The 20,581-nt window shown below is 56.8% G+C and carries 14 protein-coding genes; 5 read left to right on the plus strand and 9 right to left on the minus strand.

The window, feature by feature from the left end; all coding sequences use genetic code 11:
- Nucleotides 1-70: 70 nt before the first annotated feature.
- A complete protein-coding gene (gene metH / locus H8F22_RS11540) occupies nucleotides 71-3,781 on the plus strand; it encodes a methionine synthase (RefSeq protein WP_027923765.1) in 3,711 nt (1,236 codons plus the stop codon).
- Nucleotides 3,782-3,971: 190 nt separating this feature from the next.
- Nucleotides 3,972-4,190, plus strand: a complete 219-nt coding sequence (locus H8F22_RS11545; RefSeq protein WP_027923764.1) for a DUF2970 domain-containing protein — start codon at nucleotides 3,972-3,974, stop codon at nucleotides 4,188-4,190.
- On the opposite strand, the gene H8F22_RS11550 is transcribed toward H8F22_RS11545, so the two are convergent.
- Entirely contained in the window at nucleotides 4,187-5,260 is a 1,074-nt protein-coding gene (locus H8F22_RS11550; RefSeq protein WP_059182843.1) for an ABC transporter substrate-binding protein, read from the minus strand. The genes H8F22_RS11545 and H8F22_RS11550 overlap by 4 nt on opposite strands.
- Before the next feature lie 522 nt (nucleotides 5,261-5,782).
- Between H8F22_RS11550 and H8F22_RS11555 the strand changes: the two genes are divergently transcribed.
- Both H8F22_RS11555 and H8F22_RS11560 read left to right on the plus strand, forming a co-directional pair.
- Nucleotides 5,783-7,441, plus strand: coding sequence for a nitrite/sulfite reductase (locus H8F22_RS11555; RefSeq protein WP_027923762.1), 1,659 nt, complete (start codon nucleotides 5,783-5,785; stop codon nucleotides 7,439-7,441).
- Nucleotides 7,425-7,919 carry a DUF934 domain-containing protein gene (locus tag H8F22_RS11560; RefSeq protein WP_027923761.1) on the plus strand — a complete coding sequence of 165 codons (495 nt, stop codon included), beginning with the start codon at nucleotides 7,425-7,427 and terminating at the stop codon, nucleotides 7,917-7,919. The genes H8F22_RS11555 and H8F22_RS11560 overlap by 17 nt, the downstream gene beginning before the upstream one ends.
- A gap of 52 nt (nucleotides 7,920-7,971) precedes the next feature.
- Here H8F22_RS11560 and H8F22_RS11565 read toward each other — a convergent pair whose 3' ends face one another.
- The 8 genes from H8F22_RS11565 to H8F22_RS11600 form a co-directional block, all read right to left on the minus strand.
- Entirely contained in the window at nucleotides 7,972-11,715 is a 3,744-nt protein-coding gene (locus H8F22_RS11565; RefSeq protein WP_194940174.1) for a dermonecrotic toxin domain-containing protein, read from the minus strand.
- Nucleotides 11,716-11,898: 183 nt separating this feature from the next.
- Nucleotides 11,899-12,921 carry a protease SohB gene (gene sohB, locus H8F22_RS11570; RefSeq protein WP_027923759.1) on the minus strand — a complete coding sequence of 341 codons (1,023 nt, stop codon included), beginning with the start codon at nucleotides 12,919-12,921 and terminating at the stop codon, nucleotides 11,899-11,901.
- Between the two features lie 652 nt (nucleotides 12,922-13,573).
- Nucleotides 13,574-14,596 carry a hypothetical protein gene (locus H8F22_RS11575; RefSeq protein WP_194940175.1) on the minus strand — a complete coding sequence of 341 codons (1,023 nt, stop codon included), beginning with the start codon at nucleotides 14,594-14,596 and terminating at the stop codon, nucleotides 13,574-13,576.
- A 61-nt stretch (nucleotides 14,597-14,657) separates the two neighbouring features.
- Entirely contained in the window at nucleotides 14,658-15,080 is a 423-nt protein-coding gene (locus tag H8F22_RS11580) for a hypothetical protein (RefSeq protein ID WP_194940176.1), read from the minus strand.
- Nucleotides 15,081-15,343: 263 nt separating this feature from the next.
- Nucleotides 15,344-15,679 carry a hypothetical protein gene (locus tag H8F22_RS11585; protein ID WP_194940177.1) on the minus strand — a complete coding sequence of 112 codons (336 nt, stop codon included), beginning with the start codon at nucleotides 15,677-15,679 and terminating at the stop codon, nucleotides 15,344-15,346.
- Nucleotides 15,676-16,428, minus strand: coding sequence for a hypothetical protein (locus H8F22_RS11590; protein ID WP_228758756.1), 753 nt, complete (start codon nucleotides 16,426-16,428; stop codon nucleotides 15,676-15,678). The genes H8F22_RS11585 and H8F22_RS11590 overlap by 4 nt, the downstream gene beginning before the upstream one ends.
- A gap of 804 nt (nucleotides 16,429-17,232) precedes the next feature.
- Nucleotides 17,233-17,673: a hypothetical protein gene (locus H8F22_RS11595; protein ID WP_194940179.1), complete on the minus strand. Its 441-nt coding sequence runs from the start codon at nucleotides 17,671-17,673 to the stop codon at nucleotides 17,233-17,235.
- A 392-nt stretch (nucleotides 17,674-18,065) separates the two neighbouring features.
- Entirely contained in the window at nucleotides 18,066-19,373 is a 1,308-nt protein-coding gene (locus H8F22_RS11600; protein WP_194940180.1) for a tyrosine-type recombinase/integrase, read from the minus strand.
- A gap of 430 nt (nucleotides 19,374-19,803) precedes the next feature.
- Here H8F22_RS11600 and H8F22_RS11605 point away from each other — a divergent pair, with 430 nt between their 5' ends.
- Nucleotides 19,804-20,514 carry a histidine phosphatase family protein gene (locus tag H8F22_RS11605; RefSeq protein WP_027923758.1) on the plus strand — a complete coding sequence of 237 codons (711 nt, stop codon included), beginning with the start codon at nucleotides 19,804-19,806 and terminating at the stop codon, nucleotides 20,512-20,514.
- Nucleotides 20,515-20,581: the final 67 nt, after the last annotated feature.

The raw sequence follows: 20,581 nt of genomic DNA on the forward strand, positions 1-20,581 counted from the left end.
GTGATGCTCTAAAAGCGCACAGGTTTGCTATGATCCCGCCCCTTCGTCATGGTCTTTCCGAGTAGTCCAAATGTCCGATCGCAGTGTTCGCCTTCAAGCTCTCAAGCACGCCCTCAAAGAGCGCATCCTGATTCTCGATGGCGGCATGGGCACGATGATCCAGAGCTACAAGCTCGAAGAGCAGGATTACCGTGGCAAACGCTTTGCTGACTGGCCAAGCGATGTCAAAGGCAACAACGACCTGTTGGTGCTGACTCGCCCGGATGTGATTGGGGGTATCGAGAAAGCCTACCTGGATGCCGGCGCCGATATTCTGGAAACCAACACGTTCAACGCCACCCAGATTTCCCTGGCCGACTATGGCATGCAGGGCCTGGCGTATGAGTTAAACGTAGAAGGCGCACGCCTGGCCCGCAAGGTGGCTGACGCCAAGACCCTGGAAACCCCGGACAAGCCACGTTTCGTCGCTGGCGTGCTTGGCCCTACCAGCCGCACCTGCTCGCTGTCCCCGGACGTGAACAACCCCGGTTACCGCAACGTGACCTTTGATGAGCTGGTGGAAAACTACACCGAATCCACCAAGGGCCTGATCGAAGGCGGCGCCGACCTGATCCTGATCGAAACCATCTTCGACACCCTGAACGCCAAAGCCGCGATCTTTGCCGTGCAAGGCGTGTTCGAGGAGCTCGGCATCGAGTTGCCGATCATGATTTCCGGCACCATCACCGACGCCTCCGGCCGTACCCTCTCCGGCCAGACCACCGAAGCGTTCTGGAACTCCGTGGCTCACGCCAAGCCGATCTCGGTCGGTTTGAACTGCGCCCTCGGTGCCAGCGAATTGCGTCCGTACCTGGAAGAGCTGTCGAACAAGGCTGGCACCCATGTTTCCGCGCACCCGAACGCCGGTCTGCCGAACGAGTTCGGTGAGTACGACGAACTGCCGGTGGACACTGCCAAGGTCATCGAGGAGTTCGCTCAAAGCGGTTTCCTGAACATTGTCGGCGGCTGCTGCGGCACCACCCCTGGCCACATCGAAGCCATCGCCAAGGCCGTAGCCGGTTACGCACCGCGTCAAATTCCGGAAATCCCCAAGGCCTGCCGCCTGTCGGGCCTGGAACCGTTCACCATCGACCGCAGCTCGTTGTTCGTCAACGTCGGTGAGCGGACCAACATCACCGGCTCGGCCAAGTTCGCCCGCCTGATCCGCGAAGACAACTACACCGAAGCCCTGGAAGTCGCCCTGCAGCAGGTCGAAGCAGGCGCCCAGATAATCGACATCAACATGGACGAAGGGATGCTCGATTCGAAGAAGGCCATGGTGACCTTCCTCAATCTGATTGCCGGCGAGCCGGACATCTCCCGCGTCCCGATCATGATCGACTCCTCCAAGTGGGAAGTGATCGAGGCCGGCCTGAAATGCATCCAGGGCAAGGGCATCGTCAACTCGATCAGCATGAAAGAAGGTGTCGAGCAGTTCATCCATCACGCCAAACTGTGCAAGCGCTACGGTGCCGCGGTGGTCGTCATGGCCTTCGACGAAGCCGGCCAGGCCGACACCGAAGCGCGCAAGAAAGAAATCTGCAAACGCTCCTACGACATTCTGGTCAACGAAGTCGGCTTCCCGCCGGAAGACATCATCTTCGACCCGAACATCTTCGCCGTGGCCACCGGTATTGAAGAACACAACAACTACGCTGTGGACTTCATCAACGCTTGCGCTTACATCCGCGACGAACTGCCGTACGCGCTGACCTCGGGTGGTGTGTCCAACGTGTCGTTCTCGTTCCGAGGCAACAACCCGGTGCGTGAAGCGATCCACTCGGTGTTCCTGCTGTACGCGATCCGCAATGGCCTGACCATGGGTATCGTCAACGCCGGTCAGCTGGAGATTTACGACCAGATCCCGCAAGAGCTGCGCGACGCCGTCGAAGACGTGATCCTAAACCGCACCCCGGAAGGCACCGACGCCCTCCTCGCCATCGCCGACAAGTACAAGGGCGATGGCAGTGTCAAGGAAGCCGAGACCGAAGAATGGCGCGGCTGGCCGGTCAACAAGCGCCTGGAACATGCGCTGGTCAAGGGCATCACCACGCACATCGTTGAAGACACCGAAGAGTCGCGCCAGTCGTTCGCCCGACCGATCGAAGTGATCGAAGGCCCGCTGATGTCCGGCATGAACATCGTTGGCGACCTGTTCGGCGCCGGCAAAATGTTCCTGCCGCAAGTGGTGAAATCCGCCCGCGTAATGAAGCAGGCCGTGGCCCACTTGATCCCGTTCATCGAACTGGAAAAAGGCGACAAACCGGAAGCCAAGGGCAAGATCCTGATGGCAACGGTGAAAGGCGACGTGCACGACATCGGCAAGAACATCGTCGGCGTGGTGTTGGGCTGTAACGGCTACGACATTGTCGACCTCGGCGTGATGGTCCCGGCGGAGAAAATCCTGCAAGTGGCCAAGGAGCAGAAGTGCGACATCATCGGCCTGTCGGGCCTGATTACGCCTTCGCTGGATGAAATGGTCCACGTCGCCCGTGAAATGCAGCGTCAGGACTTCCACCTGCCGCTGATGATCGGTGGCGCGACCACCTCCAAAGCGCACACGGCGGTGAAGATCGAGCCCAAGTACAGCAACGACGCGGTGATCTACGTGACGGACGCCTCCCGCGCCGTGGGCGTGGCGACGCAGTTGCTGTCCAAGGAGCTGAAACCGGCGTTTGTCGAGAAGACCCGCCTGGAATACATCGACGTTCGCGAGCGCACGGCCAACCGCAGCGCGCGCACCGAGCGCCTGAGCTACCCGGCTGCGATCGCCAAGAAGCCGCAGTTTGACTGGAGCACTTACGCACCGGTCAAACCGACGTTCACCGGCTCCAAGGTGCTGGACAACATCGACCTGAAGGTTCTGGCCGAGTACATCGACTGGACGCCATTCTTTATCTCCTGGGACCTGGCCGGCAAATTCCCGCGCATCCTCCAAGACGAAGTGGTCGGTGAAGCCGCCACCTCGCTGTATGCCGATGCCCAGGAAATGCTCGCCAAGCTGATCGATGAAAAGTTGATCAGTGCCCGCGCGGTGTTTGGCTTCTGGCCGGCCAACCAGGTGCGCGACGATGACATCGAAGTCTACGGCGACGACGGCAAGGCGATTGCCAAGCTACATCACCTGCGCCAGCAGATCATCAAGACCGACGGCAAGCCGAACTTCTCCCTGGCCGACTTCGTCGCGCCAAAAGACAGTGAAGTCACCGACTACGTGGGCGGGTTCATCACCACCGCCGGCATCGGCGCCGAAGAAGTGGCCAAGGCTTATCAGGACGCTGGCGACGATTACAACTCGATCATGGTCAAAGCCCTGGCCGACCGCCTGGCCGAAGCCTGCGCAGAATGGCTGCACCAACAAGTCCGTAAAGACTACTGGGGTTACGCCAAGGACGAAACGCTCGACAACGAGGCGCTGATCAAAGAGCAATACACCGGCATCCGCCCTGCTCCGGGCTACCCCGCGTGCCCGGATCACACCGAGAAGTCCACGCTGTTCAAACTGCTGGACCCCGAAGCCGAAGAGCTCAAGGCCGGTCGCAGCGGCGTATTCCTCACCGAGCACTACGCGATGTTCCCGGCGGCAGCCGTCAGCGGGTGGTACTTCGCTCACCCGCAGGCGCAGTACTTCGCCGTGGGCAAGATCGACAAGGATCAGGTGCAGAGCTACACCTCGCGCAAAGGTCAGGAGTTGAGCGTGACCGAACGTTGGCTGGCCCCGAACCTCGGGTACGACAACTAACCAACCGACGGGCCACAATACGGTGGCGAACCGTGATCCCCTGTGGGAGCGAGTCTGCTCACGAAGGCGGTGGACCAGGCGATATTAATGTCGACTGACACGACCTCTTCGCGAGCAGGCTCGCTCCCACAGTTGTTTGTGCTGTCCGTAGGTCTATGCTTACGGCTCACACACACGTGACGAGGGGTTTATGGACGATCCAGCAGACAACAAGCCGCCGACCTTCTGGCAGATGCTGCAGAGCGTCATGGCGGCGGCGTTCGGGGTACAGAGCGGGAAGAACCGGGCCCGGGATTTCACCCACGGTAAACCGAGTCATTTTGTGATTCTGGGGATTTTGTTCACGACCGTGTTTGCCTTGACCCTGTACGGCATCGTGCAACTGGTGCTGCATCTGGCCGGGGTTTAGCGCATCAGTGTTTGCAAGCTGAACGGGTAGCGATAGGTGGTCGGCCGCCCTTTGGCCGAGAGTCGACGGAAGTTCACGCCATAGTCAGGTGTGGCCCCCAACGCCAGCAGGCGTTTGGCTTGCGTCTTGTCGATCAGTTGCAACAGCGGGATCAGCCGGTGGCGGCCACCGTACAGATCAAGATCAACGCCCTGGTCATAATCATGCAACTCCACCAGCGCCCAACCACCTAAAGTGAAGTGACCGCCCAGCAGCACGCTAAGGCGTCCATCAATCATCGCCTGCAAGGCGGCGGGAGAGGTGTTGACGGCACTAAACAACACGTCTTTTCCGGGTTTTCCACCGCTCTCCTCAAACGCCTGCATCGCACCAAACGCCATTTCATCATTGGCTGACCACACCAGAGATATCTGCGGATAACGCCGGAACAACAACTTGGCCTGCTCATAGGCGCGGTCCCGGGTCCACCCGCTATAGACCAATTGGCGCAAACGCACTTCAGGATGCTCGGCCAATGCGCGCATCATCCCTTGCTCGCGCAATTGCGCAGACGGAGTGATTTTCAGGCCGGAAAATGCCAATAGCTCGATAGGCTTGCCGGGCGTTGCCGGTGGATGCTGACGGATCAGCTCCTTGAGCATCAGGTAACCGCCCTCCTCGTCGTTGGGCACCAGGCTGCCCAGGTGATCGGGGCGCTCACCCAACAGGCTCTGCTGGTTGGCCGTCAGCGACGCGTTCACCATGAACAGCTTTACACCACTGCCCTGGGCCAGGCGCAGGATCTGTGGGGCGACATATTGTTCATTGACGAACATCAGATAGTCCGGGCGATCGGGACCTTGCAGCGCCTGACGGGCTTGCGCCACCGTGAGTTCGGGCATGCGCTGGGCATAAAGAATTCGCAGATCAACCCCCAAATCTCTGGCGGCGGCCTGCATAAATTGCGCGTAACTGACCCAGAAGGCTTCCTGGGTGGTACCAGGGCTCAGGAACAACACCGATTCCGCACGCGCAACCGGTCCGTAGACCGTGCCAAGCAGTAGCACAATGGCGTAGAAAAACTTCAACATTAACGTCCGAGCCCCCGGAAAATCGCCGCGCATTATAGCCAGTGAAGTTCCGTAATACGGCGTTTATTCCGGTTTTTGTCCGACAATCGTCGGAACCGGGCCCGGACGGGGTCGGTTATTGATGGCTGACCCAGAACACTGCCGTGCCCACGACCAAAATGATCAGGAAAAGAATCGCCCAAGCATCGACCGTGCTATCAGGTTTTGTCGCTTTGGTAGGGTTGCTCATTGCATCGCCTCTTGTCGGTTTTATCGGTGATTGCATAAAGACTCGACCACAGTAAAGACGACGATTGCCCGCACCACAAATAAGGGTTTAGTCATCACAGCTCTTATTAGTCGTTTTGGTTCTTTACATATACTCAAACATCACTTTTGCGCATAACTGCAAACTGGTATCTTGCCCCGGCTCCGTAGGGAGAGCGCGGCCGTGCGCGCAGAATTGCAGAGGTTCTTTCGGACTCCGCCAAGCACAAAAACGCAGCTGTATCCGAGCGACCCAAGCCTGAGAACAGGACTTATATGTACGTATACGACGAATACGATCAGCGGATCATCGAGGACCGCGTCAAGCAGTTCCGTGATCAGACCCGACGCTATCTGGCAGGCGAGCTGAGCGAAGAAGAATTCCGCCCCCTGCGCCTGCAAAACGGGCTTTACATCCAGCGTTTCGCGCCGATGTTGCGTGTGGCGGTGCCTTACGGCCAACTGACTTCGCGTCAGGTACGCATGATGGCCAAGATTGCCCGCGACTATGACAAGGGCTATGCCCACATCAGCACCCGGCAGAACGTACAGTTCAACTGGCCGGCCGTGGAAGACATTCCGGACATATTGGCTGAACTGGCGACCGTGCAGATGCACGCGATCCAGACCAGCGGCAACTGCCTGCGCAACGTCACCACCGACCAGTTCGCCGGCGTCGCCGCCGATGAACTGATCGATCCGCGCCCATGGTGCGAGATCGTCCGCCAGTGGACCACGTTCCACCCGGAATTCGCCTATCTGCCGCGCAAGTTCAAGATCGCGGTCAACGGTTCGACATCTGACCGCGCCGCCATCGAAGTGCATGACATTGGCCTTGAGCCCGTGCACAACGCTGCCGGCGAGCTGGGCTTCCGTGTACTGGTCGGTGGGGGTCTGGGCCGTACGCCGGTGGTGGGCGCGTTCATCAATGAGTTCCTGCCGTGGCAAGACCTGTTGAGCTACCTCGACGCCATCCTGCGGGTCTACAACCGCTATGGCCGTCGCGACAACAAGTACAAGGCGCGGATCAAGATTCTGGTCAAGGCGCTGACGCCTGAAGTCTTCGCGCAAAAAGTCGACGCGGAAATGGAACACCTTCGCGGTGGCCAGACCACGCTGACCGAGGCCGAACTGCATCGCGTCGCCAAGCATTTTGTCGACCCCGACTACAAGGCCCTGGACAACCAGACCGCCGAATTGGCCGAGCTCGACCAGCAGCACCCGGGCTTTGCCCGCTGGCGCACGCGCAATACCCTGGCGCACAAGAAGCCGGGTTATGTGGCCGTGACCCTGTCCCTGAAGCCAACCGGTGTAGCGCCGGGCGACATCACCGACAAGCAGCTCGACGCGGTGGCCGACCTGGCCGATCGTTACAGCTTCGGTCAACTGCGCACGTCTCACGAACAGAACATCATCCTGGCCGACGTGGAACAGTCCCGACTGTTCGCGATGTGGGGCGAGTTGCGCGAGCAAGGTTTCGCCACACCGAACATTGGCTTGCTGACGGACATCATTTGCTGCCCTGGCGGTGATTTCTGCTCGCTGGCCAACGCCAAGTCGATCCCGATTGCCGAATCGATCCAGCGTCGCTTCGACGACCTGGATTACCTGTTCGACATCGGTGAACTGGACCTGAACATCTCCGGTTGCATGAATGCCTGTGGTCACCACCACGTCGGCCACATCGGCATCCTCGGGGTGGACAAGAAAGGCGAAGAGTTCTACCAGGTGTCCCTCGGTGGCAGCGCCAGCCGTGACGCCAGCCTGGGTAAAATCCTCGGCCCGTCTTTCGCCCAGGAAGCCATGCCTGATGTGATCGAAAAGCTGATCGACGTGTACATCGAACAACGTACCGAAGACGAGCGGTTCATCGACACCTACCAGCGTATTGGCATCGACCTCTTCAAGGAGCGCGTCTATGCAGCGAATCATTAAGAACAACGAAGTCGTCGACGAAACCTGGCACTTGCTGCCCAAGGACTTCAACATCGACGAGATCAGCAACTGCGATGACCTGATCGTCCCGTTGCAGCTGTGGCGCGAACACAGCCGTATGCTCAAGGCCCGCGATGGCGGCCTGGGCGTCTGGCTGGATGCCGACGAAGAAGCTGAAGAAATCGGTGACGACGTGGATCAGTTCAAGGTGATTGCCTTGAACTTCCCGGCGTTCACCGATGGCCGCAACTACTCCAATGCTCGCCTGCTGCGTGACCGTTACGGTTTCAAAGGTGAACTGCGAGCGATTGGCGATGTACTGCGCGATCAGTTGTTTTACATGCGCCGCTGCGGTTTCGACGCGTTTGCAGTGCGCCCCGATAAAGACCCGTACGAAGCCCTGGAAGGTCTCAAGGACTTCTCAGTGACGTACCAGGCCGCCACCGACGAACCGCTGCCGCTGTTCCGTCGCCGCTGATGGTCAAACCTTGAACCCCTTTCGGGGTTCAAGGTTCCCCTCCCGCTTTACGTCAAAGATTGGCACGCTCCTCCAGTGCCCTGAAAGCCGCCATCGGATGTTCAAAGCGTCCGCTGCTGCGACTTAATCGGGTCCACATTTCCTCAGACGCATCAGCCTCGTTCAACAATCGCCAGACCCGCGCCTGCAGTGACCAATAACTGACTTGAAAGTCGGCCGTCAGACTCAGCCTGTCGATGACGGCTAAAAACCGGGTGCCGGAAGGTTTGCCCGCCAGTCGTTGCCAAAGGGCCTGTCGGGACTGTTGCAACGCGTCGTCGTAGTCTCGCAACCATACACTCGGCGAGCCATAGCCAGCGCCGGGGGCGTTGAGCCATAAATTGATGCCGGTTTCCTCTCGATGGCTGACCAATCGGCGCAGCGTGTCTTCGTCTGTCAGTGGATTCCCCAAGAGCAACACACGATCATCTGCGACTGCCTGGTTTATGACTGCTGGCGGTATCCGGGTGATCTGGTTATCCCGTAAATCCAGAGACGTCAGATAGGGCTCATCCTTGATACCGATCGGGCATCGGGTGATTTGAGTGTTTCTCAGGTTGAGCTGACGTAGATCGTTCATGCCCATCACCAATGGCGGCACGCCCAAGGGGTTGTCACTCAAGTCCAGCGTTTGCAAATGAGTCAGGTCACGCAGTTGTGAAGCGGCACTGTCAGTGAGTACCAGCTGTGTGCCACGCAAGTTCAGCGAGCGAAGAGGTGCCATTTGTTCGATGGCGGGCGGCAAAGCGCGACCAGCATCGCCGGCCACGAAGTAGTTCCGCAAGTCCACGCTTTCAAGGTCCAACACTTCAAGGTTCGCAAAACACTCCAGAAACCCGTTCAAACTGTCCTGCTCTGTCAGATGAAAACCTCGCATCAGTAACTGGGTCACATCGTCGAACCTGACGTTCATCGTGGGTAATCGGTGATAGTTCTCAAAGTTCATATCCAGCGTGGCATGTGGCGCGTCTCCGCGCTTTTGCCAAAGGGCGACCAATTCCTCGGCGAGCTCTTTCCTGAGCGATCGTTCGTCCTCCAACTCATCCATGAAAAGGTCAACGTTATGGGCCGCAATTTGCGCAGGGCTCATATTCGCTGCCTCGGCATCGCCAATCGCCAGAAACGGAAGATCCATGTCATTGACGCCATCGGCAACCTGGTCGATCCAACCGCTTAAATCGGTGTTGAGTTGTTGTAGCTGTTGCTTCAACCCATCGATATAAGCCTGCGTATTGTTGCCCACACGTTGCAGTACTTCATCAGCCTGCGCTGAGGTGAAGTCGGGATAAATCTCCTTGAGTTGCAACCTCATCATCTCGTGGGTCATGGCTTCGCCTTGAGGCGTCGACGGATAACCTCCGCCGCGCAAGCCCTGAGGCTCGAACGTCAGCCCGCTGTCCATCCGTTGTAATCCGAGCAGGGTTTGCGAGCGAGGCAGTGCCACCGCGCCAATCTTGAGGCTCAACTCACTGACAGGATCATCAGATGTCAGGTGTAACGCCGAACGTTCGTCATCTGACAGGATCCCGAGGACAGCTTCGTAAAAGTCCGATTGCACGCCTTGTCGCTGATACCGATTCCTCACCCTGATGATGCTTCGACAATGAGCGGCATCGAGCGGACCACTGCGGTCCAGCACCCGGCCAGCAGGCGAACGGTCAAAAATGTCTATTCGAAGATCTTTGGGCCATCCCGGTAGATGCGACAGTGAATGCAATGCCAGAGTGTCCGTCTCGGCATTGACGACTGCCCCAAGGTAAAGGCCTTCGTAGGCCCGGTTCAGGCGCACATGCTGCTGGTACTGACGTGCTTTGCTGTCCAGGCGTTTGAACACTTGCCTGATCTCCACAACGTCGGGCGTCGCGCGGATGTCTATGCCATAACGGTCGAGCATTTGCTCAATGGCGCTTTTGGGAAGCCCTGGGTATTGGCGCTGAAACAGCCGGACCCATTCGTGCTCCGACTGCTGCAGCGCGGCGTATCGACTGTTGAACAGCTCGGTTTGCCCGGCCGAGCGCAGCTCCAGATCGAGCTTGAAACGGCTGATCGTGTCAGCCAGTAAAGGCGTCGGTGGCCGCCCGGCGTTCATCAAGCGCAGCATGTCGTCGTCTACCGTGCTGACCTTGCCGATTTGCGCCAGGACTTCATCGCTGAATGACGCCACTGGGGGGCCGATCCCGCGAATCAGTTCCAGTCGGGACAGACCGGAAGGCGCTGCTGTCACACTCTTTGTCGCCGGCATGACGATGGCGGTGTGTTCACTTGTCTTGACGGCCTCGGCCTCAGCCCTTCCAACACTGACATCTGCTGCCGCACCTGCCAGCGGCAGCGCGTTGAGCAAGCCAAATACCGTGCGCGTCACGCCCTCTTTGCGCAGGTTCGGCGTTTCGCCGTTCACAGCCTGATCCAGTCCATAACCGGCATCGATGAGCCCGGCCAGCGCCAGCACCCCCTCTCCCCCCGGCAGAAACAGGGCCAGGGGTCCAAACCGGTTGATCCATTGCACGACCGGCTCGACAACAGCACTCAAATTGTCTCGATTGACTTGAGCGTCATCCCGGATGGTTTTGACGCTTTCCCACGCAGCCTGTTTCATGGTCGAAACCAACTGTGCAAACGGATCGGTCGCGGGGGGCTGATCCTCGAAGCCGATATATTCGGCAGGCTCCCAATAACCATCATTGTTAAAGAAGCCGGCATTTTTTGTCAGCCAGTGCTCATGCGGGTAGATGGCCATTCCATCCAGCGCCGTCAAAACACCGGCATGGAAGGTTCCATCCTGTCGATCGTCGTCGGCAAAGTGAGCGGCCAGCGCTTGCCTGGTTGCGCTGGCCTTGCTCTGTGCAACCACCCATCGGTGCAATTGCGACACATCAGCGAAGTCATGCAGGGGTGAAGAGTTACCCGGGATGTACATCAATACCCGAGGGCTGGCGGTGAGACGAAAAGTCCAGATATCGGTCGCTGTATAGCGGTACAGCTTCAGACGCCCCGCCGTGACCGTGGAGGGGATCAGGGTCGGTGCTTGCAGCGGTTCGATAGTCAGTGATTCCCATGCCTGATCCACCGGCAAACCTGCAGCCTGCATGGCCAGCTCCAGGCCCTTTTTACTCAGGCTTTGTTCATGCCGTTGCAGCGCGGCGGTCATGACAAATGCCGCTTTGACCGAGGTTCTCAGCGCATAGGGTTGCGGCGCAACGAGCGCCTCATCGGACGGCCAGGCGTGATCAAGATACGTCTTGTACAAGCCCTGCAAATCCAGCGCCCAGACCCATCTCTTGAAGTCAGCCGGTTTAATGGGGACTTGCGTCAACGGCCCATAGGCTTGCGGGATGGTTTGGCGATAAATGCCTTCATAGCTCTGGTGATTGCCACTGCCGCGGTCAGCGAACTCGTCAACGTTTTGCACGATTCGAACCGACGGCCCGATGTCCGGCGGCGCGTAAAAGCCGAAAGCGCTTTCGGCAAAACGTCCATCGCCCACGGTTTGATAGTTGGAAAGCAGCGCTTGCAGTAGCGATTGTGAACTCGCCACTTGGCCCTGCTGAATGCCATCCTGCGCAGGATGTCCCTTGTAGTTGTAATCGAGGGTGGCCAGCAAGCAGGTTTGGGGATCAATGTCCGTCCCCCACTTTTCCTTGATCAAACGTGCGCCAAATTGGTCTGGGGTTTGTGGCAACGCGATGTTCACGGCGGCCATGAGCTCGTCACGCATCCCTGGCGGGCCGGCAACGTTGTCTTGATTGAGATTGGGCATGTGCATTCCATTGCGAACATTTGGAACACCACCCTAGCCAGCCGCCATTCCATCGGATGCAGGAGCGGGTCGACAGACGGGTTAGGAGATTTCGCCATTTCAGGAAGGATTGCGACCGTTCTGAAGGCAAAAAAAACCGGGAGCTAAGTCCCGGCTTTTTTTAGAGCGAAGCTGCGCTGACGGTTACCAAAAGCGTTGCTGGGTCAAACGGCTCCACCAGGTCAGCAAAACGCGATCGACCGACCCGCTGGCCGCCATGCCAATACGCTCTTGCAGGCTTTTTCGCTCGGCATAGTGCAGGTGAAAGAGCTCGGCATTTTTTGCCCGTTCGGCGAGGTACTCATCGCTGGTCTTGAGTTCGTCGACCAGTTGTTTGTCGAGGGCGGCGACACCGAGCCAGATCTCACCGGTGGCCACTTCATCGATGGCCAGTTGCGGGCGATAGCGCGCGACGAAGTTCTTGAACAACTGATGGGTAATGTCCAGGTCTTCCTGGAATTTCTCGCGCCCCTTCTCGGTGTTTTCGCCAAACACGGTCAGGGTGCGTTTGTATTCGCCGGCGGTGAGCACTTCAAAATCGATATCGTGCTTTTTCAGCAAGCGATTGACGTTGGGCAACTGCGCCACGACACCGATCGAGCCGAGGATGGCGAACGGCGCGCTGATGATCTTCTCGCCGATGCACGCCATCATGTAGCCGCCGCTGGCCGCAACCTTGTCGATGCAGATGGTCAATGGCACGCCGGCATTGCGGATCCGCGCCAGTTGCGAGGACGCCAGGCCGTAACTGTGAACCATGCCGCCGCCGCTTTCCAGGCGCAACACCACTTCATCCTTGGGCGTGGCCAGCGTCAGCAGCGCGGTGATCTCGTGGCGCAGGTTCTCGGTGGCAGACGCCTTGATGTCGCCGTCGAAATCCAGCACGAATACCCGTTGCCTGGCCTCAGGGGTTTTCTTTTGCTTTTTCTCGGATTTGGCCTGGGACTTGCGCAGGGCCTTGAGCTGATCCTTGTCGAGCAAGGTTTGCTCCAGGCGTTCACGCAGCCCTTTGTAGAAATCATTGAGCTTGCTGACTTGCAACTGGCCGGCCGCCTTGCGTCGACCTTTGCTGCGCAAGGCCGCAAAACTGGCCAGGACCACCAGAATGGCGATCACCAGTGTCACGGTCTTGGCCAGAAAGCTGGCGTACTCGGTGAAAAACTCCATAAGGCTTCCAATGAGGCATTAAAGGCTCATCATATGGGTTCGAGGCGATCAATGTCTAACTCATTGGTGACAGTTTGTGGCGCTGTTGTGACACTCATGGCATGGCCTATGGCCTCAGACCATCGACCTATCAGCGCCCAAATCGCACACCATCTGGAGACCACAGCGGACCAACTCAAAGAGGCGCGCATGTGCAGGCGATGATGACCCCTTGCGGGCAGGCGATAAGCTCAGGCGCGAGGGCCTACGGGGGTTTTTGCAGGTCCTTTCTTACTGAGGTCAGTTCAGAGAAATTTTCTCTATATTTCCATCATCCTCTAAGGTCCCTCAAGCGACCGCATAGACCTCAGCGATCAGCTCACCAAGGGCCTCAGAGACGACCTCAGCGTTAGCGATCCCAAAGGTCGCCCCAAGGATGCCGACAAGCTTCCAGAACGCTCTGGACAATAGGACAGCCTTCACGACGGCCCACAGTTTCATATGGACCATCGTAAGGGCTCCTCTTGGTGTGATGCGTATTTCGGTAGGTGTCGTGGTGAAGCCTCAAGCGCCCGGATTGCAGCGGATGAACCTCAAACCTTAATGGGCTGGAGGCTTCCCACGAGACCCACGCGATCCCGTGAAGGGACCACAATGGTTCTTGATGGTGGTGTTACTCAGCAGCGAAGACCACACGAGTGATTAGCGGGAAGCTCACCGTCTCGGTCTGGAACTTCTCTGTAGGGTCGGCAGGGTTGGCCAGCTTCAGACGGACTTTGCCCTGAGCGATAACGTCAGCCACACCGGTGACCTCAAGGTCCCAGCCTTGAATGCCCGGATTGCGAGTGGTCGTTACTTTCCAGATGTCACCGTTGACACCCTCACGGAAGGACAACGAGGAGAACCCCAGAGGCAGCATGAACACGCCATGGTCTTCACCCGAGTAGAACTGAGTGCGGGTCCCCAAGTAGTCCTCAAGGTCGTCATGGCCAGCACGCTGAGCGGCACGGTTCAGGACAGCCGATAAGGCCACAGGCATCAGCAGCACGAAGGACTCAAGGTCACGACCTACGGCAAGGTTCAGGTTCATGGTCAAGGCGTCCACGATGTCCTCTGCACGTTCACGCGGAGTGGCGCTCAATGGACCCGCATAGGTTTTGATCTCGGTGGACTGAGCGTCCTTTAAGATGCCCGCAATGACACCGCCACAGGTCAGCTCAAAGTCGTCCAGCAGCTTCTTGCCAGTCTGGGCCAGACCTTCACCGGACCAACCCGCAATGATATGGGCGTCCAAGAAGGTGGTACGGAAAGAGAACAATGCCGCCTTGTCACAGGGTTCCGTGAAAATCACGTCACCGACGATGGCCTGACCATTGGTGAACTCTGACTTGTCACCGTAGATGCTGGTACGAGGGTCGAAGGTAACCGAACGGTTCTGCATCACGACCAGTTGTTGAGCAGTCGGCTCAGTCTTGGCCGGACGGAACTCACAAGGGATCGCATTGATCGCCTCAGCTTTCCAGTCACCATCGTTGAAGTATTCGTCAAGGGCCTCAGAGAAGACCTGAGCGTAAACACTGGTGTCTGTCGCCATGCCTTCCTTAATGCGGTTGGCGTGGGTGAACTGAATACGGGTAGAGCCTTCGCTCTGGGACACGGTATAGGCGTTAGGTGCTTCGTATTGATCGCGTTTCATGATGGGTATTTACTCCTGAATCAGTTGTCTTGAAGGGGTTCGTGAAGAGGACGCTGAGGGGTCAGTCAAAGTCGGGAAAGGATGACCATGCGCCGCCACCTCGGGCAGCTCGGGTCTCTTGGCCCATACGGCGAATCCGCTCACTCTGGGCATCACGCTCAGCACGCTTACGGGCAGCCTCAAGGGGAGTCGGCGGGACCTGTTCCTTGGCACGTTCAGCGAACCATGTAGCCTCAGCGACCCGTGTGGCTTCCTGTTGGTCTTCCTTTGCGAGGACCATCAGGGCTCGACGAGTCTCTACGGGAAACGCGGTGGTACTCAGACCAGCATCACGGTACTGACGGACGATCTCGGTGACTTTGATGTCGTTCTTGCCAGCCATAGCGAACAGGCCAGCGAGCATCACGCCCTCTGCATATTCTCGGGATACGACTTGGCCTTGAACTTCAAGACGATCAGGGGTGTTAACGATGTTCAGGTTCATGGGGTTGTGTCTCCTAATAGACACATAGATCAAGCCGTGCCGCATGGGCGACGAAGACCAGAGGCCAAGGAGTAAGCCACTCCGGCGCCGTCACGGCTTGTCTATATGTTCTGGGTTTGAGGGATTGATTCGACGACTGAGGTGAAGCTTTTGCGGGTCGTCAAGGGACCTTCGGGCAGCATGGCGGACTGACCTAATGGGCACTTTGGGGGAGGGTCTTGCAGGTGTTACTGGTGGATTCAACCGGCTCAGAGTTGAGCGCGTTAAGCGATGTGAGCGGACTCAGGAGACAGGTCCAGGACTCGGCTGTAAGCAATTGGTTGTCGGTTCAACGGTACGGACAAAGGCACCATCAGCAGAGCATCCAGATGGACACCAGCGGCGATCAGGCTATGCATGAAGGTCACCAAGTAAGCGCCGTGCGTCTCCTTCAAGGAAACCTCAAGGGCCGCTTGATCTACCACACGACCACCTTCAGGGTGAAGCATAGAGACAGCCTTGCGCTTGTAGCTGTCAGTCCACTGATTTCGGATGGTGATGAGCTTCATGCGTGACGCTGGGGTCGGACATAGGCTGTTGAGTAGGTCGAGGTAGCTCATTGCTGGACCACCTGTGGGGAAACATTGGGACGCCCCACACGCTTAACTGTCGATTGCTTGGCAGCTAACTTTGCCCTGCTCTTCTGAGCCTTCGTCTCGGCTACCTTTAGGTTGATCTCTTCGGCCTTGTTACGGAGCCAATCCAGACCACGAGGTTTTACTCGCCAGCCTTCACGATTCCCAAAGTCCGACGAGGCCTTCACAAAGGCACTCACTTCGAAGCCCTGCTTACGTGGACGTGGCGAACCCTCACGGCTCCCGAAGTTGTCTATGGGGTACACAAAGGAGCCCAGCGAGACCAGAACGTCCAGAGCGAGTCGAGGTTGTTGAATTCCAGCTACGCGGCAAGCTTCCGTCCATGTCAGACCAGCACCACGGGCTTTCATATCGAGTGTCGATGCCTTGGGCATGTTGGCGTCTAAGAGGGCGTCCTTATGGCGAAGCTCACTGACAGCTCTGTTACGCATGGCGACGAAGGCATGGACAACCATCAGGTAGAAGCCAGTTGAGACCCACATGGCGTAGGCAATTGCTCCCGGCTCAGTGGCAAGAGTTCCGCTACCATCCAAGCTCCGCAAATTTCCGGAGGTTCGCAACTCTACGGAAACGGCATTGCGCCATTCGGACGGGCGCTTGGCTTCGACAAGACTCAAGGTCTGATGAACCTCGTTGAGGCTCCACATACCCTCGACGTTTGGCTTGAAAGTGTGCCCATCGATAATGATTGGTAGAAGTTCGGAAGTTTGCATATTCATGGTTTCCTTTTGATTGCTCCCTGAGTTCGCATCCACAGGCCAGCACAGAGACCCCATGACGGGTTCTGGCAAGTGGCACAGGGAGCAATCAGAAAGACTCTGTAGACGTAGTGACCATGCGAATGGCCTTAGAGGTGGACTGTGTGTCCGGTGTAGGTGAGGGTTTTTAAATGGCATCCAATATTGAGGCAACCAAGAACTCAGAGACCATATAACGAGTCACGCTGAGTGACCCTATGGTGCTGCTGCTTGTAATCATGGTCTGAGAAGACCTGAGCCCTTGGACTTAAAGGACCCTTAAAGTCTTTAAACTTAGAGAGAATACAAAGATTACTAACTGATATTCCTCTTAGAGTCTCGTAGAGGATCTTTAAGTAAAAGGCCCCTGTAATCACACGATCAGTAATAGGAGGCCCAAACCTATTAAGGGTCCATCAAGCCATTCAGAGGCTCGACAGACAGTATCGTTGTGATGGTCCCCGTAACTGGACCTCAGAGGACCCCGTAGGGTTCCGACTTGGTGGTCTCATGTGTCTGGTGGAGTGAACCACGCTGTCACGTTGAGCCTTGCCCACTGGATCACCTTCAGGGTGACTTAGCGGTTACGATGGGGAGATTGTGAGTCGCCCCGGTGTAGGTGAGGGTTTTTAATCCTGTAGCCATAGTGAGGGGTTTAAGGCCAAGGTCTCTCAGAGGCGCCCTTTAGGAACAGCACTGTATAAATGACAATATCAATCGCTCTTTGACACGGGAGCCGGAGGCAACGGCCTGCTCAATCGAGATATTTCAAGAGAAAGCTCACAAACTTTTACCATCTGCATCTTTAATGCTTTTCGCGGCAACATCACAAATAAACTGGGCAATAGACGAGGCGACGTTTCCGCCATCATATATAAAATCATTCTCGTATTGATAGTCACCACTAACACTTAAAGTTATCAATTTGCCCATTTTATTTTTGCAGTCTCCAGCAGTGACATACCACTTCTGCAAATCTATAGTCGATGGCTTTGGGTTAACCACTCTTCCTGTTAATACCGCAATAGGGAGACCACTCTTATTTTTTGAAAACTCAAATGAGCCGGGCTTGGCCTCCCACTTTGTACCATCGCCTAACGACGCGAGACCGATCCAATTTTTTTCAGCAGACGCAAAGCAACTAACAACAGCAAATATACCCCCCACGACAACAACCAAAAACCTCTTAGACATAATAAACATCCCCATTCTTCCGTTCATGCGAAAATCACACGAGCTTTATATAATTTTTAGGTTCAGAAATCCAAAATTAGCACATCAGCAACAGAGGGCAGTACTGTGTAGTACTTTAGCCGTAAGCACAGCATCTCGCTGTTTTTTTTGAGAGCCGTGTTCGACTGACCATTGTCTACTTGTAGATTTGAGAAATAGTTTCTGCATCCCCAACACGAGCCCCTACGCATAGTAAAGCGGATCTCAGTACCACGCATTTGAAGCCTCCTTGAGTAAACCGCTTAACAATATCATCACGCCATCACTCGGGCGACAGTCCAGACATCAGCCATTCGCTAAAAATCCCAGTGAATATCTGAGCGAGTGTCTCAACGGGCACGCCAGCCGCGCAGGTTCCTAACGTAATCGTGCCTGAATCCTTACTCGCTGAGGGCCTTCTCTAATGCTTCGACCATCCTCCCCATCTGCACGGACCTTGTGGACCCATAAAGGTCGAATGCAAGGGTCCCCGAGCTATGTCCGAGGATATCTTGAACGGTCCCCGCTGGAACCTCAGCGGCCTTCATGGCGCCCGACAAGTGATGACGTATTGAATGGAACGTCCGCCCGGTATTGGCCTCAGTCCCCAACACATCCCGAAGTAGCTGATTGAGCATGGACGTGAAGCCACTGGAGGACATCTTGAACAGTCGCCCATCGGCGGCCTCAATGAAAGCTTTGAGCGCCTTAAGGTCGACTCCATAGGCAGACACCACGGGCACCTTCCGGACACTGAATTTGTTCTTGGTGGTCTTCTTCTCGTTGGTGTTGATGTCCATGACCAACACACCTTGGGCGTCCTCAATGAGGTCTTTAGACGTCAACTGGTGAAGCTCACCGATACGTGCCCCTGTGACTACCGCCAAAGACAATGCCCAGCGCTGCCATGAGCTTGCAGGAAGCCCATTAGCGTGAGCCATGAGAGTCGCTATCTGGTCCGAGGAAAAGGCCCGACGCCCACTGTCAGTACCTTTACTAATCTGAAGTTTCTTATCGAATGACTTTGAGATGTAGGCGTTCGCGACAGCCCAACCCAAGACCGTAGACAACGTCGTTAAGACCTTATTGACCGTGGACGGCTTACGCCCCTCCAAGAGCTGCTCACGGAGAGCCACCAAGTCAGCCCGTGTGTGATGCTCCAGATCCAGCTCACCGAGTACCGTGCAGATAACCGTGCAGGTCGACTTGATGTTTTTCATGGTCGAGGGCGCAAGGTCACCTTTACGCTCATTAATATACAGATCAGCCAACGCCCTGAAGGTCCGTTGAGGGTCATTTGTGGACTGTGTTTCGAGGGAGGCATTAGGAGCCCTTACAGATAAGGACGGAGATGCACGCGAAATACTATTAATGATCGCATCCTCATTCATTTCTTCTATGACGCTAACGAGCCCATGCAAGTCCCCTTGAAGCCGTCCCTCAGCCGCCTTTAGGACTCGACTACCCGCACTCACAGCCTTCGCTTGAGGCACCGTCAAAGGCATCGTCCGGGCAATCTCCAAGAGGTCATCACGAAGATCCGAATAGACCTGACCCAACCCCATGTCCTCACGGTCCCACACTGAGCCGGTGGCCAAGGCGTCCTCAGCGATCTCCTTAAGGCGCTCCCTCAGTTCGTCCCAAGTGGCCTCAGGATTATCCAAATGGAAAGTCCTGAGTGTGGTCAGCAGATGTTTGGCAGTGGTCATAGCAGTAGGTCGATCCGTTGTGCGCAATGAGAGCTGTACAGCGTCAGTACAGGACCCGAGAAGTCGAACGCGCAGAGTGTATCGCCCCTGTCGGCGGTAGACCCAAGGCTTAGCGAGTTGTGACAGGGTTGTGACAGTGCAGGTCTTAGAAGGAAGGTGGTTCATGGTCAGGGTCCCGTATTCGCTGGGGTTGACCTCATTGATGGGAGTTGGTGAAAAACTCCACAGTGACTCCTTCATGACGATGCGCGACTTAAAACACGCGCGGGATGTGTCCAGCATACCCATGCGCCAGCTCGACGGCCAGCCGTGAAACCTCTGGCAACAGGCCTGTAACGGCCATTTCAAACAAGCGTATGTTTTTTCATTGACAGCTCAGCGCCATCCTCATAACCTCGCCAAACCTTCAACGTACCGGGATGACGCGGACGTGGGCAGTATCTATTTGATTCGACATGGCCAGGCCTCCTTTGGTGCAGACGACTATGACGTCCTGTCGCCGACCGGTATTCGCCAGGCAGAAATCCTTGGCCAACACCTGGCCGAGCTGGGTATCAGCTTCGATCGCTGCCTCTCGGGCGACCTGCGCCGTCAGCAACATACTGCCAACAGCGCGCTGGAACAGTACGCCGCCGTGGGCCTGCCGGTGCCGGCCCTGGAAATCGATCCTGCCTTCAATGAGTTCGACGCCGACGCGGTCATCCGCGCGTTGCTGCCGGCCATGCTGGAAGACGAACCCGAGGCCCTGGACATCCTGCGCAACGCCGCGCAAAACCGCGCCGAGTTCCAGCGCATCTTTGCCCTGATCATCGAACGCTGGCTCGCCGGCACTTATGACACGCCGGGCCTGGAAAGCTGGCTGGGCTTTGTCGAACGCGTACAAGCCGGCCTGCAGCGCATCCTGGAAAGTGCCGACAGCACCCAGAAAATCGCCGTGTTTACCTCCGGCGGCACCATCACTGCCCTGCTTCACCTTATTACTCAAATGCCTGCCCGGCAGGCATTCGAGCTGAACTGGCAAATCGTCAACACCTCGCTCAACCACTTGAAGTTCCGTGGTCGCGAGGTGGCACTGGCTTCCTTCAACAGTCACGCACACCTGCAACTGCTGAAGGCCCCGGAACTCATCACGTTTCGCTGAGTCCGGACTATTGTGACCCTGGCTGTAATCACCCAGCTCTAATAATTACCCAAGAAAGGATCGAACC

The organism is Pseudomonas mucoides, from assembly GCF_015461845.1.
GTDB classification, from domain to species: domain Bacteria; phylum Pseudomonadota; class Gammaproteobacteria; order Pseudomonadales; family Pseudomonadaceae; genus Aquipseudomonas; species Aquipseudomonas mucoides.